22 protein-coding genes and 2 pseudogenes are annotated in these 21,693 nt (G+C 62.9%); 17 read left to right on the top strand and 7 right to left on the bottom strand.

Features of this window, described 5'->3' with window-relative positions; translation table 11 throughout:
- Positions 1-51 precede the first annotated feature (51 nt).
- The gene (locus tag IHQ72_RS05470) at positions 52-1,536 is read right to left on the bottom strand and encodes a mannitol dehydrogenase family protein (protein WP_258123735.1); all 1,485 of its coding nucleotides are present in this window, start codon (positions 1,534-1,536) and stop codon (positions 52-54) included.
- A gap of 177 nt (positions 1,537-1,713) precedes the next feature.
- Between IHQ72_RS05470 and uxaC the strand changes: the two genes are divergently transcribed.
- From uxaC to IHQ72_RS05535, 13 genes and pseudogenes are all read left to right on the top strand, one after another.
- The gene (gene uxaC, locus IHQ72_RS05475) at positions 1,714-3,123 is read left to right on the top strand and encodes a glucuronate isomerase (RefSeq protein ID WP_258121529.1); all 1,410 of its coding nucleotides are present in this window, start codon (positions 1,714-1,716) and stop codon (positions 3,121-3,123) included.
- 37 nt (positions 3,124-3,160) lie between these two features.
- Entirely contained in the window at positions 3,161-4,138 is a 978-nt protein-coding gene (locus IHQ72_RS05480; RefSeq protein ID WP_258121530.1) for a TRAP transporter substrate-binding protein, read from the top strand.
- A gap of 103 nt (positions 4,139-4,241) precedes the next feature.
- Positions 4,242-4,769: a TRAP transporter small permease gene (locus tag IHQ72_RS05485; RefSeq protein ID WP_029349033.1), complete on the top strand. Its 528-nt coding sequence runs from the start codon at positions 4,242-4,244 to the stop codon at positions 4,767-4,769.
- 4 nt (positions 4,770-4,773) lie between these two features.
- Positions 4,774-6,054 (top strand): TRAP transporter large permease, encoded by a 1,281-nt coding sequence (locus IHQ72_RS05490; RefSeq protein WP_023800078.1) that lies wholly within the window; start codon positions 4,774-4,776, stop codon positions 6,052-6,054.
- A gap of 9 nt (positions 6,055-6,063) precedes the next feature.
- The gene (locus tag IHQ72_RS05495; protein ID WP_258121531.1) at positions 6,064-6,840 is read left to right on the top strand and encodes a FadR/GntR family transcriptional regulator; all 777 of its coding nucleotides are present in this window, start codon (positions 6,064-6,066) and stop codon (positions 6,838-6,840) included.
- 27 nt (positions 6,841-6,867) lie between these two features.
- On the top strand, positions 6,868-7,725 hold the full coding sequence (gene kduI, locus IHQ72_RS05500) for a 5-dehydro-4-deoxy-D-glucuronate isomerase (RefSeq protein ID WP_258121532.1): 858 nt from the start codon (positions 6,868-6,870) through the stop codon (positions 7,723-7,725).
- A complete protein-coding gene (gene kduD / locus IHQ72_RS05505; protein WP_258121533.1) occupies positions 7,722-8,489 on the top strand; it encodes a 2-dehydro-3-deoxy-D-gluconate 5-dehydrogenase KduD in 768 nt (255 codons plus the stop codon). The genes kduI and kduD overlap by 4 nt, the downstream gene beginning before the upstream one ends.
- Before the next feature lie 23 nt (positions 8,490-8,512).
- Positions 8,513-8,851 carry a cupin domain-containing protein gene (locus IHQ72_RS05510; RefSeq protein ID WP_258121534.1) on the top strand — a complete coding sequence of 113 codons (339 nt, stop codon included), beginning with the start codon at positions 8,513-8,515 and terminating at the stop codon, positions 8,849-8,851.
- A 466-nt stretch (positions 8,852-9,317) separates the two neighbouring features.
- Positions 9,318-11,162: a DNA helicase RecQ gene (recQ, locus tag IHQ72_RS05515; protein ID WP_258121535.1), complete on the top strand. Its 1,845-nt coding sequence runs from the start codon at positions 9,318-9,320 to the stop codon at positions 11,160-11,162.
- 288 nt (positions 11,163-11,450) lie between these two features.
- The gene (locus IHQ72_RS05520) at positions 11,451-11,810 is read left to right on the top strand and encodes a DUF3024 domain-containing protein (protein WP_374120333.1); all 360 of its coding nucleotides are present in this window, start codon (positions 11,451-11,453) and stop codon (positions 11,808-11,810) included.
- A 64-nt stretch (positions 11,811-11,874) separates the two neighbouring features.
- On the top strand, positions 11,875-13,020 hold the full coding sequence (locus tag IHQ72_RS05525) for a hypothetical protein (protein WP_258121536.1): 1,146 nt from the start codon (positions 11,875-11,877) through the stop codon (positions 13,018-13,020).
- Between the two features lie 187 nt (positions 13,021-13,207).
- Complete coding sequence (locus tag IHQ72_RS05530; RefSeq protein ID WP_309508767.1) at positions 13,208-13,417, top strand: antitoxin MazE family protein; 210 nt, start codon at positions 13,208-13,210, stop codon at positions 13,415-13,417.
- Positions 13,414-13,717 (top strand): annotated as a pseudogene (locus tag IHQ72_RS05535) (type II toxin-antitoxin system PemK/MazF family toxin). The gene IHQ72_RS05530 and the pseudogene IHQ72_RS05535 overlap by 4 nt, the downstream one beginning before the upstream one ends.
- 121 nt (positions 13,718-13,838) lie before the next feature.
- Here the strand turns inward: IHQ72_RS05535 and IHQ72_RS05540 are convergent.
- The 3 genes from IHQ72_RS05540 to IHQ72_RS05550 form a co-directional block, all read right to left on the bottom strand.
- Complete coding sequence (locus IHQ72_RS05540) at positions 13,839-14,291, bottom strand: hypothetical protein (RefSeq protein WP_258121537.1); 453 nt, start codon at positions 14,289-14,291, stop codon at positions 13,839-13,841.
- Between the two features lie 5 nt (positions 14,292-14,296).
- Complete coding sequence (locus IHQ72_RS05545) at positions 14,297-14,659, bottom strand: alpha/beta fold hydrolase (RefSeq protein WP_374120429.1); 363 nt, start codon at positions 14,657-14,659, stop codon at positions 14,297-14,299.
- A gap of 358 nt (positions 14,660-15,017) precedes the next feature.
- Positions 15,018-15,920, bottom strand: coding sequence for a LysR family transcriptional regulator (locus IHQ72_RS05550; RefSeq protein WP_258121538.1), 903 nt, complete (start codon positions 15,918-15,920; stop codon positions 15,018-15,020).
- 114 nt (positions 15,921-16,034) lie between these two features.
- On the opposite strand from IHQ72_RS05550, the gene IHQ72_RS05555 reads away from it, so the two are divergent.
- The 4 genes from IHQ72_RS05555 (at position 16,035) to IHQ72_RS05570 (ending at position 19,444) form a co-directional block, all read left to right on the top strand.
- The gene (locus IHQ72_RS05555; RefSeq protein ID WP_258121539.1) at positions 16,035-16,775 is read left to right on the top strand and encodes an SDR family oxidoreductase; all 741 of its coding nucleotides are present in this window, start codon (positions 16,035-16,037) and stop codon (positions 16,773-16,775) included.
- A gap of 72 nt (positions 16,776-16,847) precedes the next feature.
- On the top strand, positions 16,848-17,750 hold the full coding sequence (locus tag IHQ72_RS05560; RefSeq protein ID WP_258121540.1) for an SDR family oxidoreductase: 903 nt from the start codon (positions 16,848-16,850) through the stop codon (positions 17,748-17,750).
- Positions 17,751-17,823: 73 nt separating this feature from the next.
- Positions 17,824-18,330, top strand: a complete 507-nt coding sequence (locus IHQ72_RS05565) for a DUF1097 domain-containing protein (protein WP_258121541.1) — start codon at positions 17,824-17,826, stop codon at positions 18,328-18,330.
- A 133-nt stretch (positions 18,331-18,463) separates the two neighbouring features.
- Positions 18,464-19,444, top strand: a complete 981-nt coding sequence (locus IHQ72_RS05570) for a Tim44 domain-containing protein (protein WP_258123739.1) — start codon at positions 18,464-18,466, stop codon at positions 19,442-19,444.
- Positions 19,445-19,492: 48 nt separating this feature from the next.
- Here IHQ72_RS05570 and IHQ72_RS05575 read toward each other — a convergent pair.
- The 3 genes and pseudogenes from IHQ72_RS05575 to IHQ72_RS05585 all read right to left on the bottom strand — a co-directional run bounded on the left by IHQ72_RS05575 (position 19,493) and on the right by IHQ72_RS05585 (position 21,410).
- A pseudogene (locus tag IHQ72_RS05575) lies at positions 19,493-20,109 on the bottom strand (class I SAM-dependent methyltransferase).
- Positions 20,110-20,321: 212 nt separating this feature from the next.
- Positions 20,322-20,504: a hypothetical protein gene (locus tag IHQ72_RS05580; RefSeq protein WP_258124089.1), complete on the bottom strand. Its 183-nt coding sequence runs from the start codon at positions 20,502-20,504 to the stop codon at positions 20,322-20,324.
- Positions 20,505-20,693: 189 nt separating this feature from the next.
- The gene (locus tag IHQ72_RS05585; RefSeq protein WP_258123740.1) at positions 20,694-21,410 is read right to left on the bottom strand and encodes a pentapeptide repeat-containing protein; all 717 of its coding nucleotides are present in this window, start codon (positions 21,408-21,410) and stop codon (positions 20,694-20,696) included.
- Positions 21,411-21,693 lie beyond the last annotated feature (283 nt).

A 21,693-nucleotide genomic window follows, 5' to 3' on the forward strand; every position in this document is an offset into this window, starting at 1 on the left:
CTTCAAGTCGTCAGCGCTTCCGCCGCACGTACGACTGCGCGCGGTTCTGCCTCATGTTTTCTCACTCTGTATGCCCAGCGCTGTGAAAGCAGCAGCCACGCCGCCCTGCCGCAGGCGTTCGAGATGGGCGGCCGCGAGGTCGATCAGCGTCAGGCGCTCAGCACCGCCCTTGGCGAAGCCGGCCAGGTCGAACACTGCCACCACCGCTTCGCTAGCCGACAGATGCCGAGTGTCGAGTGCGGCTAAGGCCAAGTCGAGCGGGTCGGTGAAATGGCTTTGCGGCAAGGATTTGCCGCGCGCCTCGCAAGCCGCGAGCCAGGCGGCTACCACCAGCATCAGATACGCGGGCGGGGCACCGCCGCTCAACCGCTCCATGGCGGAGGCGACGATGCGCTGCGGCAGTTTCTGGCTGCCATCATTGGCGATCTGCGCCGTCCGATGGGCAAGCGCGGTGTTCGAATAACGCTTGGCGAGCTGGGCGGTGTAGTCGGCCGTGTCGAGCCCGGCGTCCTTCGGCAGCGTCGTGATGGCCTCGGCCCACAATCCGTCGACGAATTGCCGGATCATCGGATCGGCGAAGGCGCGGTCGACCGTCTCATGGCCGCTGAGCAGGCCAAGATAGGCGATAGCCGAATGCGAGCCGTTGAGCAGGCGCAGCTTCATGTCCTCGAACGGCCCGACATCACCGACCATGGTGACGCCGAACCTTTCCCAGGCCGGCCTGCCCGCCGGGAAATCGTCTTCGACCACCCATTGGCAGAACGGCTCGGTCATCACCGGCCAGGCGTCCTCGACGCCGAGCTGGCCTGATATCCGTGCCCGGTCGGCATCGGTGGTCGCCGGCACGATGCGATCCACCATGCTCGATGGAAATGCCACCTCGTCGGCGATATGGCGGTCGAGATCGGTGCCGCGCAAAGCGGCGAATTCGACCAGCAGCCGGTGCAGCGTGGCGCCATTGGCCGGGAGATTGTCGCAGCACAGCACGGTGAATGGCTGGATACCGGCAGCGCGGCGGCGCGCAAGCGATTCGGCCAGAAAACCATGCGCCGTTCGCGGTATTTGCGGGTTGGCCAAATCGTGGACGATGTCGGGATGGGCTGCGTCCAGTCCGCCACCCGCCGCCCTGAGATAGGCTTTTTCGGTGATCGTCAGCGTGACGATGGAGGTGCGTGGATCAGTCAGCGCGGCCAGCACCGCACCCGGGTCTTCCGGGGCCACCAGCATCGACATGATCGAGCCGACGACGCGCAGGCTTTCGCTGTCGCTGCTCCTGACCGCCAGCGTGTAGAGCCCGTCCTGCGGCGCCAGCGCGTCGCGTGTGTCGGCGCTGCGCAGCGAGACGCCGACAATGCCCCATTCCGTCTCTCCCGCAGCCAGGCAGTCGTCGACATAGGCTGCCTGATGGGCGCGGTGGAATGCGCCGACGCCGAGATGGACGATGCCGGGCACGATACGGTTGCGGTCGTATCCGGGGACCGCGACCGAGGCCGGCAATGCCTGCCGCGTGCTGTTGGAAAGGCGTCTGTCTGTCATCGTGCGATGGGTCTGATCGAGCTCGTGCCGGGGCGTGGCCGGCATGCGGCGTAACATCCGTTTCCTTTCCGCACAATGGGCTGACGTTGCGTAAAAGTCATCATACAACAATCTATTTTTTGTATGTTGACATTACTTCTTTCCGAACCTACCGATGGCCGGGTTGGGAGGAACGACGTGGCCGCACTGACCGATCCGGATTTGCTGTTTCCGTCCGAGGCGCGTCCGCGTTCGCTTGGCCGCGATCTTTACGCCGGGGTGAAGGACCTGCCGATCGTCAGCCCGCACGGTCACACCGATCCGCGCTGGTATGCGCTCAACGAGGCGTTTCCCGATCCGGCGCAATTGCTTGTTGTGCCGGACCATTACATCTTCCGCATGCTGTTCAGCCAGGGCGTCCGGCTCGAGGATCTCGGCGTGCCAACGCTTGACGGCTCACCGCTGGAGACCGACGGCAGGACGATCTGGCGGCGCTTCGCCGAGCACTATTATCTGTTCCGCGGCACCCCGACCCGTTTGTGGTTCGACCATGTGCTTGCCCATCTGTTCGGCATCGAAGAGCCGCTGAACGCGGCGACGGCCGACCGCCACTACGATATGATTGCGACGCTGCTGGAGTGGGAGAAATTCCGCCCGCGCGCTCTGTTCGAGCGCTTCAACATCGAGGTCATCGCGACGACGGACGGCGCGCTTGACGATCTCAAATGGCACAAGGCGATCCGCGACAGTGGCTGGCAGGGCCGCGTCATTCCCGCCTACCGGCCGGATGCCGTCGTCGATCCCGATTTCGAAGGCTTTTCTGCCAATCTCGATCGGCTCGGCGACATCACCGGCTGCGACACCGGCACTTGGGCCGGCTATCTCGATGCGCATCGCCAGAGAAGGGCCTTCTTCAAAAGTTTCGGCGCGACCGCGTCGGATCACGGCCATCCGACAGCGGAGACCGCCAATCTGTCGGATGCCGCCGCGCAGGAGCTGTTCAACCGCATCCGCCGAGGCTCGGACGACGAGCGTGAGCGAAAACTGTTTCGCGCCCAGATGCTGACCGAAATGGCCAAGATGAGCCGCGACGACGGGCTCGTCCTGCAGATCCATCCCGGCTCCTGGCGCAATCATTCGCCTTCCGTCTTCCAGAAATTCGGCAGAGACAAGGGTTTCGATATCCCGGCCAGAACCGACTATGTGACAGCGCTGAAGCCGCTGCTCGACTGCGTCGGCCTGGAGCGCGACCTTACCATCATCCTCTTCACGCTCGACGAGACCAGCTATGCGCGCGAACTGGCGCCGCTCGCCGGCGTCTACCCGGCACTGAGGCTCGGGCCGGCCTGGTGGTTCCACGACAGCCCGGAGGGCATGCGCCGGTTCCGCGAGATGACCACTGAGACAGCCGGCTTCTACAACACCGTCGGCTTCAATGACGACACCCGCGCCTTTCCATCCATCCCGGCTCGCCACGATGTGGCGCGTCGGGTCGATTGCGCCTTTCTTGCGCGTCTCGTCGCCGAGCACCGGCTCCGCGAGGACGAGGCGCACGAGCTGGCGCAGGAACTTGCCTATACGCTCGCGAAAAATGCGTACCGGCTCTAACGGCGCTTGCCGCCATCGTTCAAACGGGAGGAAACCAATGCTGCATTTTTCTAGACTGGCGGGAGCTACGCTACTGGCCGCCGCACTGATGGCCGGAACGGCAAGCGCCCAGACGGTTCTGCGCTCGTCCGACACGCATCCGGACGGCTATCCAACGGTCGAGGCCGTCAAATATTTTGGCGAGCTTGTGAAGGAGCGCACGGCCGGCCGCTATGCTGTCGATGTCTACCATTCCGCGCAGCTCGGCGAGGAAAAGGACACGATCGAGCAGGTGCGCTCCGGCGTGATCGACCTCAACCGCGTCTCGATGGCGCCGTTCAACGGACTCATCCCCGAAACCACCGTGCCCTCGCTGCCCTACATCTTCCGCTCGGAAGACCATATGCACAAGGTCATGGACGGACCGGTCGGCGACCAGATCGCGGCTGCGTTCGAACAGGTCGGGCTGGTGCTGCTCGCCTTTTATGACGGCGGCGCGCGCTCCTTCTACAATTCGAAGAAGCCGATTAACACTGTAGCCGATCTTGCCGGCATGAAGTTCCGCGTCATCCAGTCCGACATCTTCGTCGACATGGTGGCGGCACTCGGCGCCAACGCGACGCCGATGCCGTATGGCGAGGTGTATTCGGCGATCGAGACCGGGGTCATCGACGGCGCGGAGAACAATTTTCCGAGCTACGACACCGCCAAGCATGCGGAAGTCGCCAAGTTCTATTCGCTCGACGAGCACACGATGGTGCCGGAAGCCTTCGTCATGGCGAAGTCAAGCTGGGACAAGCTGACGCCGGAAGACCAGGCGATCTTCAAGGCCGCCGCCAAGGAAAGCGTCGCCAAGCAGCGTGAGCTGTGGGCCGCCAAGGTCAAGGAATCGCGTGCCAAGGTCGAGGCGGCCGGTTCGCAGATCACGACGCCGGACAAGCAGCCCTTCATCAACGCGATGGGCCCGGTCTACGAAAAGCACGTCAAGGACGACAAGCTGAAGGCGATGGTCGAGGCCATCAAGGCCGTGCAGTGATCAAGCGGCGGCGCGGGCATTCCGCGCCGCCATCCTCTTGCGGAGAGAACCGGTGACCTCCAGCTCAGAACAGAAACCGCCCCTGTCCGGCATCGCGCGGGTGATGTCGCGTGTCAGCACGGCGGCGCTGTGGATTGCCGGCGTCGGGCTGGTGCTGATGACCGCCTTCGTCGCCTGGCAGGTGTTCGGCCGCTACGTTCTGAACCGCTCGCCGAGCTGGACCGAGCAGGGCTCGGTAATGCTGATGAGCTGGTTCATTTTCCTCGGCGCTGCCGTCGGGGTGCGCGAGAACTATCACCTCGGCTTCGACGTCTTGCTCTACGTGCTGCCGAAAGGCGGCAAGCGTTGGCTGAGGATGATCTCGGACCTCGTCGCGCTCGCCTTCGGCATCGGCATGATCTGGTACGGCAGCCAGCTGGTCGCATTGACCTGGGGCGCCACCTTGCCGTCGCTCGGCATATCGGGGGGCTGGGACTACGTCCCGCTTGTCGCGGGAGGCGCGCTCATTGTGCTCTTCACGCTGGAGCGCATCGTGCTTCGCCTTTCCGGTGCGCCGATCGACGATGCGCTCGATGAACTGCCGCCCGCGGAAGTCGCAGCCGAACTCGACACAGCGAACGTGAAGGTCTGACGCCATGGAACTCTGGATACTCTTTGGCGTCTTCACCGTTCTGATGCTTATCGGCACGCCGATCGCGTTCTGCCTCGGCGTCGCAAGCTTTGCCACCGTCCTCTACATGGGCCTGCCGCCGCTCATCGTGTTCCAGCGCCTGAATTCCGGCATGAGCGTCTTTTCGCTGCTGGCCATTCCGTTTTTCATCTACGCCGGCGACTTGATGGTGCGCGGCGGCATCGCCAGCAAGATCGTTGCCTTCGCCGGCTCGCTCGTCGGCCACATGCGCGGCGGCCTCGGGCAGGTCAACATCGCGACCGCTACACTGTTCGGCGGCATTTCCGGCTCCGCGGTGGCGGAGGCAGCGGCGGTAGGCGGCTTGATGATCCCGCAGATGAAGGCGCGTGGATATGGAGCGGATTACGCCGTCAACGTCACGTCGATGGCGGCGCTGATCGCGCTGCTCCTGCCGCCGTCGCACAACATGATCATCTACTCGATCTCGGCAGGCGGAAAGATCTCGATCGCCGACCTGTTCACGGCCGGCATCATCCCGGGGCTGCTATTGGCTCTCGCACTGATGATCACCGCCTACTTCGTGGCGCGCTCCCGCGGTTATCCGACCGAGCCGTTTCCGGGCTTCGCCGCCGTCGCGCATCTCTTCGCTGTCGCGGTGCCCGGCCTGCTGCTGATCGCGATCATCTTCGGCGGCGTGCGATCGGGCGTTTTCACGGCCACCGAGAGTTCCTGCATCGCCGTCATCTATGCGTTGCTCGTGACAGTCCTGGTTTACCGGCAGATGACTTGGGAAGGTTTCGTTCATGCCACCCATGGTGCCGTGCGCACCACGGCCATGGTGCTGCTCATCATCGGCATGGCGGCGGCGTTCTCGTGGCTGATGGCCTTCCTGAAAGTGCCGGCAGCGCTGATAGCCTCGATGAATGCGATCTCGGAGGATCCGCTGGTCGTGCTCCTCCTGCTCAACCTCTTGATGCTGTTCCTCGGCACCTTCATGGACATGGGGCCGACGATCATCATTTGCACGCCGATCTTCCTGCCCGTGGCGCAGGCCTACGGCGTCGATCCGGTGCATTTCGGCGTCATCATGATCCTCAACTTCGGCATCGGGCTGAACACGCCGCCGGTGGGCGCGGTGCAGTTCGTGGCGTGCGCAGTGGGCAAGATATCCGTCTGGGAAGCGATGCGCTCGATCTGGCCGTTCTATGGGGCCGGCATCGTGGTACTGGGGCTCGTCACGTATATCCCGGCCATCTCGCTATGGTTGCCGAGCGTGTTCAAATAGGGGTTGGCAATGGCATCGGATATCGCGACCAGCCTGAAGATCGAACGCAAGCCCAAGCTGTCGGAGACCGTGGTCGCGGCGATCCGCAAGCAGTTGCAGGGGGGCGGGATCCAGCCGGGTCAAAAGCTGCCCACCGAGGGCCAGCTGACCGAAACCTTCGGGGTCAGCCGCACCGTCATCCGCGAAGCGCTGGCCAAGCTTGCCGCCGACGGTCTGGTCGAGCCGCGCCAGGGCGCCGGGGTCTTCGTCACCGAGCATATCTCGACGATGTTCGGCACGCTGGCCGCGGATATGGGCAGCAAGGATTCGATCGCGCTCAACGTGCTCGAGGTGCGCCTGGCGATCGAGATCGAGTCCGCCGGGCTCGCCGCTATCCGTCGCAATGCCGCGCAGGAAGCAGCGATCCAGGAGGCGTTCTTCGAGTTCGAGCGGCTGCTCTTGAACAGCGAGCCGACGGGTCCGGCCGACCTTGCCTTCCACCGCGCGATCGCCAGCGCCACCAACAATCCATTCTATGTCGAGATGCTGGACGTGCTCGGCCGGCGCGCCATTCCTTGCGACGTGACGTCGCCGTGGTCCACCGAGCTGGCCCAGTCCGACGCCTATCAGCGCGGGCTGCAAGGCGAGCATCTGGTGATCCTGAACGCCATCATGACAGGCGATGCCGAGTCCGCTCGCGAAGCCATGCGCGCCCATCTCACCGCGAGCCAGCAGCGCTATCGCGAGCGCCTGCACGCACGTCAGAATTTTTATGCCGACTCGGTCAAGGCCGCGGCAACCGAATGACCAATGAGGCAGCCCAATGGGACAGCAATGAATCACACTGACAATCACACCGACTTCACCTCGCGTTTCGCCATCAACCCTGTTACCGCCGCGGCTATGGGGACGGACGAGCTTCGTCATAATTTCCTGATCGAAGGCCTGTTCCAGCTCGGCCGCATCGGCCTGACCTACACTCACTACGACCGCATGATCGTCGGTGGCGCCATGCCTGCCGGGACACCGCTGCCACTGGAGGCGATCAAGCCGACCGGGACAAAGAATTTTCTCGATCGCCGCGAAATGATCGCCGTCAATATCGGCGGCGCCGGCATCGTGAAGGCGAGCGACCAGTCATACGAGCTGCAGCCGCGCGACATGCTGTATCTCGGCATGGGCGCCAACGAGGTGTCGTTCGCCTCAGTCAACCCAGCCGAGCCGGCCAAGTTCTATCTGCTCAGCGCGCCGGCGCATCAGAGCCATCCAAGCCAGCTGATCCGCATCGGCGATGCCAAGCGGCTCGATCTCGGCAGCCAGGCGACCTGCAACGAACGCTCGATCTTCCAGTTCATCCATGCCGGAGGCGTGAAAACCTGCCAGCTCGTCGTCGGCATGACCCAGCTTGCGTCAGGCTCGGTCTGGAACACCATGCCGTGCCATGTGCATGACCGGCGCATGGAGGCCTACCTCTATTTCGACCTGCCGGAGACGGCGCGTGTGTTCCATTTCATGGGCGAACCGGACGAGACACGTCATCTCGTCATGCGCAACGAACAGGCGGTGCTGTCGCCGGGGTGGTCGATCCATTCGGGCGCCGGCACATCCAACTATGCCTTCATCTGGGCGATGGCCGGCGACAATGTCGACTACACCGATGTCGATCCGGTAGCGATGGAAGAGCTGCGGTGAGCGACCTCTCGGCTTTCAGCCTGGCCGGCAAACGCATTCTCGTCACCGGCGCCAACACCGGGATCGGCCAAGGCATCGCCCTGTCGATTGCCCGCGCCGGTGGTGCTGTGGTCGGCGTCGGCCGTTCGGCGATGGACGAGACGGCGGAAAAGATCGCTGCGGCGGGCGGGCGCTTCGAGGCGGTGCGCTGCGATCTTGCCGATCATGCCGCCGCCCAGGCGATGCTTGATCGCATCTGGGACGAAACCGGGCCGCTCGACGGACTGGTCAACAATGCCGGCATCATCCGGCGCGCCGACGCTGTGGATCTGACGCAAGCCGATTGGGACGACGTCATGGACGTCAATCTGACGACGGTCTTTTTTCTCAGCCAGAGCTTCGCCAAGCGCGTGCTTGCCGATCCGGAGCGGCGCGGCAAGATCGTCAACATCGCATCGGTGCTGAGCTTCCAGGGCGGCATCCGCGTTGCCTCCTATACCGCCTCGAAACACGGCGTGCTCGGCATCACCCGGTTGCTCGCCTGCGAATGGGCGTCGAAAGGCATCAACGTCAACAGCATTGCGCCCGGCTATATCGAGACCAACAACACCGAGGCGCTGCGTGCCGATCCAGACCGCAGTACCGCCATCCTGGCGCGCATTCCGGCCGGGCGTTGGGGCGAGCCGGAAGACATCGGCGACGCGGCCGTCTTCCTGCTGGCGCCGGCGTCCAACTACATGCATGGCGCGGTGGTGCCGGTGGACGGCGGCTGGCTGGCGCGATGAGGAGCAATGATGAGGATTTGGCGATGACCGGAACGAAGATCTTTTCGCACGCCGGCGAGGGTGCATGGAAGCCGACGCCGGATGGCAATCGCAGGCGTGTACTGCTGCACACGGACGAATTGATGATGGTCGAGTTCGGTTTCGACAAGGGCGGTATCGGTGCGCTGCATTCGCACCCGCATGTCCAGGCGAGCTACGTCGCCGAAGGCCGCTTCGAGGTCACCATCGACGGCAGGACCGAGATCCTGGAAACGGGAAGCAGCTTCATTGTCCCTTCCAACCTGGTCCATGGCGTCAAGGCGCTCGAGGCCGGCCGCCTGGTCGACAGCTTTACGCCGCACCGCGCCGATTTCCTCGACTGAGCTGCGGAGAGACTGAAAGCGGTCATTGCGCCGCGGCGCGTGTCGAAGAGCAGGACCGCCTGTTTGCGCCTTCCAGCATATCCCGCAAACGAAAAGCCCGCGCCTCCGGAGAGACGCGGGCGTGTTGCCTGGGCGCTTGTGGCGCCGCGGTACTCAAAACATCACCGCAGGACCTGAATCTGCCGAATCATGGTGAAGATAGGATTAATCGGCCCGAGCCGGCGCGCGATATTCACAGCCAAAGCGAATAGAGGCTGGAATCACGCTCGCATATCCGCCAATGAGGGAGATATCCTTTCAGACGGTGCCGACGGAGACAGGACTTGAGGGGCGTTCGAATGTTCGAATCGGCTGTCCAGGCAGTCACCTGGCGATTCGCCAGGGAGCTTTGGCAGGTCACGTCGCCGCTGCCCCTGGCCGTTCCCATACTGCCTTTTCGGGCGGCGCCGATCATAAAAATTCCCTGATGCAGGTATCGGCGGCGAGCGTCCCGGCGGAGGATCCCAAGCGGCGCGTCCTGAAGGATGTGTTCGGCTTCGACGATTTTCGTCCCGGCCAGGACGCTGTGACGGAGGCACTGCTGGCCGGGCGCCATGTGCTGGCTGTCATGCCGACCGGCGCTGGCAAATCGCTCTGCTACCAGGTCCCGGCACTGGTCCTGGGCGGGCTCACCATCGTCGTTTCGCCGCTGGTGGCGCTGATGCAGGACCAGGTCGCCGCATTGCGTCTTGCCGGCGTGGCCGCCGATACGATCAATTCCTCGCTCGACCGCGATGCCAATGTCGCCGCATGGCGCCGCGTTGCAGCGGGCCAGACGCGCCTGCTCTATCTTGCGCCGGAGCGGCTCATGACCCCGCGGATGCTCGAGGCGCTGGCCAGGCTCGATATCAGGCTGATCGCTATAGACGAGGCGCATTGCATCTCCCAATGGGGTCCGGCGTTCCGGCGCGAATATGAAGAGTTGTCGCGGCTGCGCGGCATTTTCCCTGAAGTGCCGATCATTGCGCTGACGGCGACGGCGGACGAGGCGACGCGCACCGACATCGCCGCACAGCTGTTCGCTGGGCGCGTCGAAACCCTGGTGCTGGGTTTCGACCGACCGAACATCAAGCTTGGCATCGAGGCCAAGCAGGACGGCAAGCGCCAATTGCTGGGGTTCGTGCAGCGTCATGCCGGCCGCAGCGGGATCGTCTATTGCCTGTCGCGCAAGAAGACGGAAGAGATGGCGGCGTTCCTCGACCGGAACGGCGTGCGCGCCCTGGCCTATCATGCCGGCATGAGCAAAGAGGCGCGCGAGGCCAACCAGAACAGCTTCATGACCTTGTCCGGCGTCGTGATGGTGGCGACCATCGCCTTCGGCATGGGTATCGACAAGCCTGACGTCGCCTATGTCTTCCATTCCGATCTGCCGGGCAGCCTCGAAGCCTATTATCAGGAAATCGGGCGCGCGGGCCGCGACGGGCGGGCTGCCGAGGCACATATGCTCTTCGGTCTCGGTGATATCCGCATGCGGCGGCTTTTCATCGAAGACGAGGACGCGCCGGCGGAGCACAAAAGACGCGCGCATGGTCGGCTCGATACGTTGATCGGGTATTGCGAAACGGCCCAGTGCCGTCGCCAGATCCTGCTTGGCTACTTCGGCGAAACAGCAATGCCTTGCGGCAATTGCGACAACTGCCTTGACCAGACGCCGCATGCGGACGGTGAGGCGGAGGCACGAATCATCCTCGCGGCGATCGCGCAGACCGGCGAGCGCTTTGGTGCTGGCCATATCGTCGATGTTCTGCTCGGCCATGAAAGCGAGAAGGTCCTGGCCAGGAACCACCGCAGGCTTGCCAGCTTCGGGACCGGTGTGGCGCACAAGAAAAATGTCTGGCTGTCGCTGGTGCGCCAACTCGTCGCGGGAGGGTTCCTGACGTTGGACCCAGGCGGCCATGGCGGGCTCGCGATCGCCGAAAAGGGCCTTGAGCTGGCCCGTGGCGAGGTCCCGTTCCGGTATCGCGTAGAGGCGCCGCGCCGCGCACCTCGTGGCAAGACACGTCCCACCCCGGATACCGCCGCGGGCACGGAAGTCCTGGATACGGCGCTTTTGGCCACGCTCAAGGCGGTTCGGCTGCGTCTCGCCCGCGAGCGCCAGGTGCCGGCCTTCGTGATCTTCTCCGATCGTACACTGATCGACATGGCCGAACGCTGTCCGCGCGACCTCGACGCCTTCGCCGCAGTCAATGGCGTCGGCGCCGCGAAGCTCAGGGAATTCGGCCAGATATTCCTAGGCGCAATCGCCGCGCATCAATCCGGTGGCTTGGGTTGAGGGCTCGATCACCCTGACGGCGGACCGTGCCGGATCAAGCAAGTAAAGTGTCCGCGCTATCACCCACGAATCCAGCTAATCATCAGTTCTTGCCGACCTTGCATGCCAGCTTGGCCGTTTTGGCGCTCCATTTCCTTGCCCGCTGGTCCGGTTTTATGGTTGCTGGTCTCCCGTGAATCGGCAGAATATCGCTACCCGCATATGAGATGAATCACTAGCGCAAGGGTGGATCAAGCCGTGGCCAAGAGGAAACAATGGGTCGTCGCGTCGCCTGCCGGAAGGCTGGCCGTGGCCGACGAGCGGGAAAAACAAGCAATCGTCGCGGCCTGCGAGATGTTCATCCGTGACGTCCTGAAACCCCGGTTCCTGCCCGAGATCCGACCGACCGAATGGAATTACGTGATCGATATCCGCGGTTCCTGGGCCGCGGGTCGATACCGCTTCATGCAGCGCTACCGGTCGGGCATGGAACACAATCGCGGTGAGGAGTTCAACGCGGCTTTCGCCAGAATCGATCGCGTGGGGCCAGATCAATTCGATATCTACTGGATGCGGCACACGGGCAAATGGTGGCGGCTTTACGCCGGCAAGACGCTCTTCGAGGCGCTTCGCATTCTCGAAACGGACGGTATTCTGCATCCAGTCTGAATCACTATCGCCGGCCTGCTGGCGGTGTCGGCGTCGGCCATTACAGAACCGAGCGAACGCGGTCATGAGCGAATACCAATATTACGAGTTTCGGGCGATCGACCGTCCACTGAGCGAAGCGGACCGGCGGTCGCTGCGGTCGCTTTCGACGCGGGCGCGGATCACCGCCACGAGCTTCACGAATTCCTACGAGTGGGGCGACTTCAAAGGCGACCCGGTCGAGTTGATGGAGCGCTGGTTCGATCTCCATCTCTATCTGGCCAATTGGGGCACGCACCGCCTGATTATCCGTCTGCCGAAGCGGCTGGTCGATCGGCGGCGTCTCGACGGATTTCTCCACTCGGTCGATTGCGTCGATGTCACGACATCGGGTGAAAATCTGATCGTCGACATCCTGTGCGAGGAACTGGAGCCCGAGGGCTATTGGGAGGACGAAGCGGACTGGCTCGAGGCGCTCGCGCCGCTGCGTGCGGATGTGCTTGGCGGCGACCTGAGGCTTTTCTACCTGCTGTGGCTGATGGCGGTCGAGGCCGGTTCCATCGAGCCGGACGAGGCGGAACCGTTGCCGGGGATCGGCCCGATGACTGGCGCGCTCGACGCTTTCGCGCGGTTCTTCCGTCTCGATGCCGATCTCGTCGAGGCGGCGGCCGAACGTCCCGCCGGCACGCCGGCGGAGGACCCATTGTCATCGGATATCATCCGGCGTTCCCTTACCGATTTGCCTGATCGTGAGAAAACGACGCTGCTTGCTCGACTGGCCGAGGGCGATCCGCATGTGGCGAGTGAGCTTAGGGCGCTCGTTCGGGATCGCCAGGCGTTGCAGACCTCGGCGGCTCAACCCGCCGTCGCTCCGCGCTCGGCCGGCGAACTGCGCGCCCGCGCCGATGCGATCCGTGAGGCCCGCGAGCGCGAGCAAAGCGAGCGGCAAGAGGCCGAAAGGAGACGGCGGGCGGCGGAAGAGTTACGCGCCCGCCGCGCCCGGCTCGATGCGATCATGCGGCGCGGCGAAACCGTGTGGCGCGAGGTGGAGACCGAAATCGAGCGCCGCAACGCTCCTGGCTACGATACGGGCGCCGGTCTTCTGCTCGACCTCAAGGCGATTGCCGAAGAGCGAGGGACGATTGGCGACTTCGCCCGCCGGCTGCAGGCGATCCGCGAAAGGCATATCCGCAAGGGTAGCTTCATCGAACGGCTGAAGCCAATAGGATAACATGGCACGCAATGGTACGGAGTCACGGGCCAGCGATGGCCAGCATTATATGCAGCTGTAGTCGTAGCTCCGGCGTGCGCTTTTCCGACGAAGGGACTCGTCAAAGCTCGCCGTCTGCCACAGGTTACATGTAACCATTTGTGGGAGAATCGTCCTGGCCTCGGCATCGAAACCTAAGTCCTCAGGCATGAGGGTGCGGGAACATTGCGAGCGTCTGCGCCGGCAAGGTCTGCACCCGATACAGATCTGGGTGCCAGACGTGCGTGCGCCGGGCTTCCGTTCGGAAGCGCATCGCCAGTCACTCGCGGTCGCGGCAAGCGCCCATGCAAACGAGGATCAGGCGTTCATTGACGTGATTTCAGATTGGGACGCGATATCGGATTGGGGTGACCAATGAAGCGTGGCGATATCTGGACGGTCGCCGGCGGCAAGGACTACGCCCCCAAACCGCGTCCTGTCGTCATCTTCCATGATGACAGTTTCGATGCGACGGATTCGATTGCCATCTGCGTCTGGCCGTCGAACCGGAACGAGCGCAAATGGGCTGCTCGCCGTCTGCCGACTGATGGTGGACAAGATCACCACGGTCCCGAAGTCCAAGATCGGCGCGATTATGGGGCGATTGGACGACGCGGACATCCTGCGCCTCAACCAGGCCGTTATCTTTTCCTCGGCTTGGCCGTATCGCCGAGACTGAAGCCGTGACGGTGAGGATGACCGAATTCACGGAGCCGTCGAGCCTCGGCTCCAATGCCATGTTCTGCGAAATTGATCATTTTTCGGTCTTCGGCTGCAGGCTCTGACGCCGGCGCCGCAAATCAGCACTTGCTTCGTCTCGCCGCTGCGATCGCAGCCTCCTGCTGCCGCAAGCGTTCGATTTTCGCGCTCTGGCGGGCAGTGACGGTAGAGGCGACACGCCGAGCGCCCCATAGCCAGTCCGGAATATTGGTTTTCGCGACTTTGCCCCGAGTGATCGCTGTGGCCGACATCTCCTTGGCGACTTCGCCCATGGCCACGTTGAGTTCGACGCAACTCATCCTGTCGTACTTCGCGGGGTCAAAGGACGCGTGGAGGGGCGATGCGCAACCTCCGAGAAGGGCGAAGCTGCATATCAGAGGCGTGGCTGTAGAAATGACTTTCATTTTTATCAGCAGATTTGACGCGGGTGGGCGAATACCAGAGAGATCCTCGATCCCGGACCGCCGAGCATTCCCGAGGTTCTGCATAATTGAAGCATGTGGAGCTCTACAACACTCTGCCTTGGGCGTCATTCCCCCTATTTATCCTCGAAGAATTTCGAAAGAACCGCTGCGGTCTGGCGAGGGTGCTCCTCTGGAAAGAAGTGCCCGCCCGGGACAGGGCTTCCTGCAACGCTGTCGGCCCATTTCCTCCAAATACCCAGCGGTCCGCCTCCCTCCGCATACCAGTTCTCCAGGCCGCCTTCGCTACTCCAAAGTGCCAGCAGCGGACACTCAATGCGACCACCATTTGCCTGATCCAGCGCGTCATGTTCACGATCGATCGTCGCAGCGGCCCGATACTCTTCGCAAATCGCATGAACATGAACGGGATCGCGAAGCGCCTCGACATAGGCGTCCCTGACCTCTGCAGAGAGAGACCGGGCAGCGGCTTTGCCCATAGCCTCGAAGATCGGCGGCGATCACCGTAAAGCGCGGCGCCAAGGCCACGGCGATATCCCTCCACATCAGATGCGTTTCGGGAAAACCATGAAGCAGCAGCAGCGGCGGACCGGTTCCGCCAACCCTTGCGAAAATGGTCGTGTCGTCCAGTTGCAAGCTGGTGGCGCTGAAACCTGCAAACACCGTTCGTCTCCCTCGGCGTGCCCAAAGGCGACAACGCACAAGGTGGCAGAAGGATCACGGTCAGCTGCCGTGCCTGGTGGAGAGGCGGTTCTTGGAAAATTCTCCTCAAGGCGGCAGGTTGCTCAAAGCTCCACTGCCAAGCGATCCAAGCATCGTCTGCGCGTGGAGAAGGCATCATTCTGTGGGTGCGGTCCTGTCGCGGAATTGCTGCGCCACCCAGTCGATGAACACCCGCAAACGCGGCGACAGTTGGTGCTTGTGCGAATAAAGCGCGTGAACCGGCAGCGGTGTCGGCGGAAAGTCGGACAGGACTTCGACAAGGGAACCGTTCGCCAGTTCCGAGACGACACGATAGCGCGGCACCTGGATCAGCCCAAGGCCGAGGCACGCGGCGGCGACGTTCGTCTCCGGGCCGGTCACCGTCATCATGGCAGGCAGCGTGATGCGATGCACTTTCCCTTTGATGTGGAATGCCAGAGGAATGACCTCGGTGGTGTCGGGAGCGAGCAGCCCGATCATTTCGTGGCCGTCGAGGCCCTCGGGCGTTTCCGGGGTGCCAAGCCGTTGGAGGTAGTCCGGGCTGGCAAAGGTGCCGCGCTCCAGCGTCGCCAGCCGTCGCTTGATCAGCGAACTGTCGGCTAACTCGCCCGCTCTCAAAATACAATCGAACCCCTCCCGGATCAGATCGACGGGCTGGTGTGCTTCGCTGAAATGCAGGCGGATGCCGGGGTACATTTCGCGAAAGCGTTGCAGGCCGGGCAAAAGGAAGTGCCGCGCTTGCGTGCCGTGCACGTCGACGCGGATGAGGCCTGACGGTTTGGCGCCGACGAAGGCGCCCTCGGCATCCTCCATATCGGCGATCAGGCTGACGCATCGTTGGTAATAGGCCTCGCCATCCAGTGTCGGGCTGACCTGACGCGTGGTTCGCTGCAGCAGCCGGACACCAAGCCGCGCCTCCAGTCCCTGCACAGCGTCTGTCACGGATGAGCGCGGCAGACCGAGGTCATCGGCGGCTTTGGTAAAGCTCCTGCGCTCGACGATGCGGGTGAAGACGCGCATGGCGTCGAAACGATCCATTGTACGACCTGTCGGATAGTGATGCCGAATTATGCATGATTATCTCCTCAGGCGGAAGATGCATTCTGCGTTCATCGGGAGCCACGACGGCGCCGACGATGAAGGAGACAGACAATGACCAATCAGACACAGAAGGTCGCTATCGTGACGGGCGCCTCGGGCGGTATCGGCGCAGCTGTTGCCGAACGCCTCGGCAAAGACGGTTTCACTGTTGTGGTGAACTATGCCGGCAACGCTGCTTCGGCCGAGGCGGTGGTTGCCAAGATCAAGGCAGTCGGCGGGCGAGCCGTCGCCGCGCAGGCCGACATCTCCGATGTGCAGGCCGTACGCCGCATGTTCGACTCTGCCGAGACCGCCTTTGGCGGCGTCGACGTGCTGATCAACAATGCCGGCATCATGACGCTCGCGACGATCGCCGACAGCGACGATACGCTGTTCGACCGCCAGATCGCGATCAACCTGAAGGGCACGTTCAACACCCTGCGTGAGGCGGCCAAGCGTCTTCGCGATGGCGGCCGGATCGTGAACTTCTCGTCCAGCGTTGTGGGGCTGCTTCAGCCGACCTATGGCGTCTATGCCAGCACCAAAGCCGCGGTCGAGGCGATGACCCCAATTCTTGCCAAGGAACTGCGCGGCCGGAACATCACTGTCAACGCGATAGCCCCCGGGCCGACGGCTACCAAGCTCTTCCTTGACGGCAAGCCGCAGGAGGTGATCGACCGCCTTGCGAAGCTGGCGCCGCTGGAGCGTCTCGGCCAGCCCGAGGACATCGCCGACACCGTCGCCTTCCTCGTCGGGTCAGACGGCTCCTGGATCAACGGCCAGACGCTGCGCGCCAACGGCGGGATCATCTGATCCCCGGCCGGACGAGCATACCAGAACCCCCCATCCATCCAGCGTTCGAAACATTTCGAAGGGATCGTTACTATGTCCAAGCAAATCATCCTCGTCACCGGCGCCTCGTCGGGCTTCGGCCTCATGACCGCCCGCGCTCTGGCCGAAGCCGGCCACACCGTCTATGCCTCCATGCGCGAAACCGAAGGCCGCAATGCGCCTCGCGTCGCCGAAGTCGCCGCGTGGTCGAAGGACCATGGTCTCGACCTGCGCACCGTCGAGCTGGACGTCCAGTCCGACGCTTCCGCCGAGAGCGGTATCGCTCATGTTCTGAGAGGCGCGGGCCGCCTCGACGTCATCGTCCACAATGCCGGGCATATGGTGTTCGGCCCTGCCGAGGCCTTCACCCCGGATCAATTCATCCAGCAATATGACGTCAACGTGCTCGGCGCACAGCGCGTGAACCGCTCTGCGCTGCCGCATATGCGCGGCCAGGGCAAGGGCCTCCTGGTCTGGGTGGGGTCGTCTTCGACACGCGGCGGCACGCCGCCGTTTCTCGCGCCCTATTTTGCAGCCAAAGCCGCAATGGATGCGCTCGCTGTGTCGTATTCAACCGAGCTCGCCCGCTGGGGCATCGAGACCACCATCATGGTCCCCGGTGCCTTCACCAAGGGCACCAACCACTTCGCCCATTCGGGCAAGCCATTCGACGAGGCGCGCGTGGCGGAATATGAGGCCGGTCCCTATGCGGGCGTCGCCGACCAGGCGCTCAAAGGGCTGGCCGGTCTTGAACCTGCCGATGCCGATCCCGCCGAGGTGGCCCGCGAGATCGTTCGCGTGGTGGACGCGCCGTTCGGCAAGCGCCCATTCCGCGTCCATGTCGATCCGTCGCAGGACGGCGCCGAGATCGTCAATGGCGTCGCTGACCGCATGCGCCGTGATATGTACCGGAACATCGGCTTGGACGATCTGCTCCACCCGCGCGTCAACGCTTGAGCGGGTCATCGGAAGCGGCCGGAACCTCGCTGCTCCGGCCGTTCCTATCCCCAACCCATTCGGAGCAAAGATCATGACCAACATCACCCCGGCAGCATCGGGCTGGAAGCCATCGCTTGTCTTCCTCGGCTTTGGCGCCATTGCCGCGGCGGTCGCGTCCACCGCCGCCTTCACCAGTTTTCATCTTGGCATTGCGCCCTGGGCCATGTTCATCGGCTGGGTTGCCTACTTCACGCGACCGATCTCGGCCCAGCAGGGCATCTATACGTGGCTCTGCCTGCTCAGCGGTCTGGCGCTTGGTGCCGGAGCTGTGCTGGCGCTTCGGGGCCTGACACCGATGATGGGCCCCTTCGCCCTGCTCCTTGTCGTCTTCGTCGTGGCAATGGTGGTTGTCTCCATGCGCGCGGTCCGAGCCCTCGACAACATCCCGGCATGGTTTCTCGGTCTGATCGCCTTCTTCGCCTCGCATGCAGAACCGTCGCTGGCCGCTATCTCGGAACTGGCCGGCGCCGGTGCCTTGGGATCGTCGGCGGGCTGGGCTTCGCAACGGCTGCAAGCCCGACTTGCCAAGGCGCACTGAATACTGGTGTGTCTGGCGTCGAGGCGGTCCTGGAATTCGCCTGGATGGCCGAACGCGAAAGATGCGGGTCACTGACATTTCCGATCGGCGCACCCCATATGAGCGCCAGAGTGTCGCTTAGGGATTTGCTATGATGATTTCGCGTTCGAGCCGGTTTGCAGTTTTGTTTGCAGGACTGTTCCTGGCATTTTCCATGGTCACGGCCGATTACGCCGAGGCGCGCCGTGGCGGCAGCTTCGGCAGCCGCGGCACGCGTACTTTCCAGTCGGTCCCGCCGACCAGGACGGCGCCACAGCCGGCCGCGCCGGTCGAGCGCTCGATGACGCCCAATACCGCAACGAACAATGCGGCCCGCCAGACACCGGCAGCCCAACGACCAGGGATCTTCAGCGGCCTCGGCGGTTCGATGATGCGTGGCCTGCTGCTCGGCGGTCTGATCGGACTTCTTTTGGGCCAGGGGTTCGGCGGCTTGGCTGGCATGTTGGGCCTGCTGCTTCAAGGACTGCTGATCGGCGGCGCGATCATGTTGGCCATCCGCTTTTTCCGGTCGCAATCGGCACGCAACCAGGCGCCCGCCATGGCCGGTGTTCCGCGGGGCATGGGGAACTTTGGGCGAAACGCGGCAGCCCAGCCCGAGGCGGACAACGTCTCATCTTTCCCCATTCCAGGCATCGGGTCTGGATTTGGCGGGACGGCTCCAGCCTCCGATGAAATTACAATGATGCCGACCGATCTCGATACATTCCAGCAACGGTTGACGGAGGTTCAGGAAGCATTTGGGCGTGAAGACCATGCTGGCTTGCGCCGGCTGGCGACCCCCGAGATGGTGTCGTACTTGTCCGAAGAACTTGCCGACAATGCCAAAAAGGGCATCAGGAACGAGGTGTCGAACGTCAGCCTGTTGGAGGCCGATATTGCGGAGAGCTGGCGGGAAGATGATCGCGACTACGCGACGGCTGCCTTGCGCTACGAGTCTCTTGACGTGATGCGCGATCGCGCCAGCGGCAAGATCGTCGCCGGCGAAGCCGATCGGCCGACGGAAACAACCGAATTGTGGACCTTCACGCGCCAGAACGGTGGCGACTGGAAGCTCGCAGCAATACAGCAACCCTAACTGATACACTGCAGCCTCGGCCGTTCACGTCCTCTTGCGCGCCACGATTTAGGGACGGCTGTCGTTGCCCTTCGTTGCGTGGCTTTCAGTGGCAAGAACGTCGAAGTCCGCAGCAGATATATGCTGGCTCAGGTCTGCCGTCCGGAAGACGCCTGCATAGGGTGCTTTGCCGATCGCGCGCATCGCGGGCAATAAGGCAAGCCGGATGAGTGGGTTCATATCCCCGACGCAGGTGTCTTGGAGATGAACAGGCCCTCCGCTGCAAGTAAGGCGTGGATGCGGCGCAGCGTGCCAGGCAGGTCGCGGACCAGATGGAGATAGTTGAATCCCAGAACCGCGTTAAACTGCGCCGCGTCAGGCATAAGCGCTTCTACGGTCGCGATGCGGAAGACAAGCGCCGGGATGGGGCCAGCGGCATGTTTCTCATTGGCAATCGCGATCATTCCAGCGGAAATATCCGTGGCAAGATAGTTTTGAACATCGCTCGCCAGCCGGAGCGCCGTTGTTCCTGTTCCGCAGCCCAGTTCCAACACCCTGTCGCCTGGTCCCAACAGGGCACGGGTCCGGTCCAGCGTGCGCTCAAATCCGGCCTGATCCGCAATCGCACCCCTGGCGTATTTTCGTGAACTCCGGTCCCAGAAACGGGCGTCGCTCGCTATGCTCATGATGGTGCTCCTTAGATCGCGACCTTGCCCTATTTCGGCATTAAGTTCGGCAACTAAGAATGGTCGGAGGCGAGTCGTGTCCGCTCAAGTCAAACCGCGCAGAAGCTCGTTCGGCTATCGGCGGTGATTGGGCAGTTATTTCGCAGAATAGCGTAGAATCGGCGAAACTGGCGGAGAGGGAGGGGTCCAACTGTCTGGGCATTAAGGTTTCCTCACAGATATCGCTCGCCGTCGGCGCGGTGCTCGAAACAGAACCAGTGCGGCGTCTGCCTCGGCTTGGCAAAGCCCCATCCCGCATTCTTGGCGCAGCCGGGATGCTCGCACCGATGGTGTATAATGCCGGGGCGCGTGACGGGCTCCATCGCATCCGGAAGGCGGATCAGTTCGTCACTCATGCTATGATCCTTCCTTCTGAGCAGGAGGTGGACTAGCCACCTCTGCGAACGGTGCGGAAAGCACGAGTTCATGCATGTCGAGACGCAAAACCCAACCGCTCGGGAACGGCAGGGCATTCGGGTTAGGCGGCTTGCCGAAAGGTTCGAATCCTGTCGGGTGCAGCATTGCCGCAGTTCGCTTGCCGACAACTATTCCTGCTGGAATTGACAGGGCCAATCTTCAGGCCTCGTCAAGCCAGAAGGCAACTCGGTCCGGGCGTCTCCGCAAGCCATGTTGAGCTGCCACTGGGACAGACCCGCCGAATTGGAAAGGTCGACGCCCTCGATACGGGTCAGAAAGAAAAAGGCGCGGTCAAAGTCTATCGACGCGGTGAACGTCGCTCCTCGGAAGTCCGCCCGTGCGAGATTGGCAAACGAGAAGCGGCTGCCGCTGATATCGGCGTCATGGAACTGCGCACGCCCCAATTCTGCCTTTGTGAAATCAACGTTGGTCAGATTGGCGTCCTGGAAATTCGAGCGCTGCATTTCCGCGCTCGCAAACACAGCGCCCTGCGCGTCCATACGGCTGAAGTCGGTCCTGTAGGCCTCGATTCTGTCGAACCGGGCGCCTTTGGCGGTCGAGTCGGCCAGGGAAGCACGCACAAGCGTTGCCTTCTCAAGATTTGCCGCAAGGAGATTGCTGTTCCTGAGGTCGGTCGAAGTGAAATCAACACCGAACAGGTTCGCCCCGCTCAGGTCCTGTCCTTCTAGGATGAGAAGCTTCTTGTCACACTCGTGCCAATTGACGCCAGGCGTCGCGGCTGCGTGGCAATTGTGAGCAGCAGTGGCGTTCTGCCAAGCAAACACAGTGCAAACCGCTAGAACCAAGCCGGATGCGGCGTAAGCTCTGGTTCGCCTCAAAGTCATTGTTGCTGGACCTCTGCTACTCGCCGACACTCAACCTGACCACATCTGCTGACATTCGAGAGTGCTCCTCGTCTACACCACCGTCAACCCGGGAGCAGAGGACATGGCGACGGTCGCCGCAGATGCGCAGCGGACGTCAACAATGGGGAGCCTGCTCGGGTGCTGACCGCCACCGCCGGCGTCCGCTGCCGACAAGCGTGAATCCGCTTGGGTCCGCACCGATCGGTACTTCCCGACGGCGAGGTTGAACCGGCACGGGTGCTAGTCGCGTATCCTGATTCCG

Origin of the sequence: Mesorhizobium onobrychidis (assembly GCF_024707545.1) — a bacterium.
Taxonomy (GTDB): domain Bacteria; phylum Pseudomonadota; class Alphaproteobacteria; order Rhizobiales; family Rhizobiaceae; genus Mesorhizobium; species Mesorhizobium onobrychidis.

What these genes read in the sequence shown, in the direction of transcription:
- IHQ72_RS05565 (WP_258121541.1), top strand. Translation starts at nt 17,824, where the DNA reads ATGACCAACATCACCCCGGCAGCATCGGGCTGGAAGCCATCGCTTGTC.
- IHQ72_RS05490 (WP_023800078.1), top strand. Translation starts at nt 4,774, where the DNA reads ATGGAACTCTGGATACTCTTTGGCGTCTTCACCGTTCTGATGCTTATC.
- IHQ72_RS05560 (WP_258121540.1), top strand. Translation starts at nt 16,848, where the DNA reads ATGTCCAAGCAAATCATCCTCGTCACCGGCGCCTCGTCGGGCTTCGGC.
- IHQ72_RS05495 (WP_258121531.1), top strand. Translation starts at nt 6,064, where the DNA reads ATGGCATCGGATATCGCGACCAGCCTGAAGATCGAACGCAAGCCCAAG.
- kduI (WP_258121532.1), top strand. Translation starts at nt 6,868, where the DNA reads ATGAATCACACTGACAATCACACCGACTTCACCTCGCGTTTCGCCATC.
- IHQ72_RS05580 (WP_258124089.1), bottom strand. Translation starts at nt 20,504, where the DNA reads ATGAGTGACGAACTGATCCGCCTTCCGGATGCGATGGAGCCCGTCACG.
- IHQ72_RS05510 (WP_258121534.1), top strand. Translation starts at nt 8,513, where the DNA reads ATGACCGGAACGAAGATCTTTTCGCACGCCGGCGAGGGTGCATGGAAG.
- IHQ72_RS05570 (WP_258123739.1), top strand. Translation starts at nt 18,464, where the DNA reads ATGATTTCGCGTTCGAGCCGGTTTGCAGTTTTGTTTGCAGGACTGTTC.
- IHQ72_RS05530 (WP_309508767.1), top strand. Translation starts at nt 13,208, where the DNA reads ATGAGGGTGCGGGAACATTGCGAGCGTCTGCGCCGGCAAGGTCTGCAC.
- IHQ72_RS05525 (WP_258121536.1), top strand. Translation starts at nt 11,875, where the DNA reads ATGAGCGAATACCAATATTACGAGTTTCGGGCGATCGACCGTCCACTG.
- IHQ72_RS05545 (WP_374120429.1), bottom strand. Translation starts at nt 14,659, where the DNA reads ATGGGCAAAGCCGCTGCCCGGTCTCTCTCTGCAGAGGTCAGGGACGCC.
- IHQ72_RS05550 (WP_258121538.1), bottom strand. Translation starts at nt 15,920, where the DNA reads ATGGATCGTTTCGACGCCATGCGCGTCTTCACCCGCATCGTCGAGCGC.
- IHQ72_RS05555 (WP_258121539.1), top strand. Translation starts at nt 16,035, where the DNA reads ATGACCAATCAGACACAGAAGGTCGCTATCGTGACGGGCGCCTCGGGC.
- IHQ72_RS05485 (WP_029349033.1), top strand. Translation starts at nt 4,242, where the DNA reads ATGTCGCGTGTCAGCACGGCGGCGCTGTGGATTGCCGGCGTCGGGCTG.
- IHQ72_RS05585 (WP_258123740.1), bottom strand. Translation starts at nt 21,410, where the DNA reads ATGACTTTGAGGCGAACCAGAGCTTACGCCGCATCCGGCTTGGTTCTA.
- IHQ72_RS05540 (WP_258121537.1), bottom strand. Translation starts at nt 14,291, where the DNA reads ATGACGCCCAAGGCAGAGTGTTGTAGAGCTCCACATGCTTCAATTATG.
- recQ (WP_258121535.1), top strand. Translation starts at nt 9,318, where the DNA reads ATGCAGGTATCGGCGGCGAGCGTCCCGGCGGAGGATCCCAAGCGGCGC.
- IHQ72_RS05480 (WP_258121530.1), top strand. Translation starts at nt 3,161, where the DNA reads ATGCTGCATTTTTCTAGACTGGCGGGAGCTACGCTACTGGCCGCCGCA.
- IHQ72_RS05470 (WP_258123735.1), bottom strand. Translation starts at nt 1,536, where the DNA reads ATGACAGACAGACGCCTTTCCAACAGCACGCGGCAGGCATTGCCGGCC.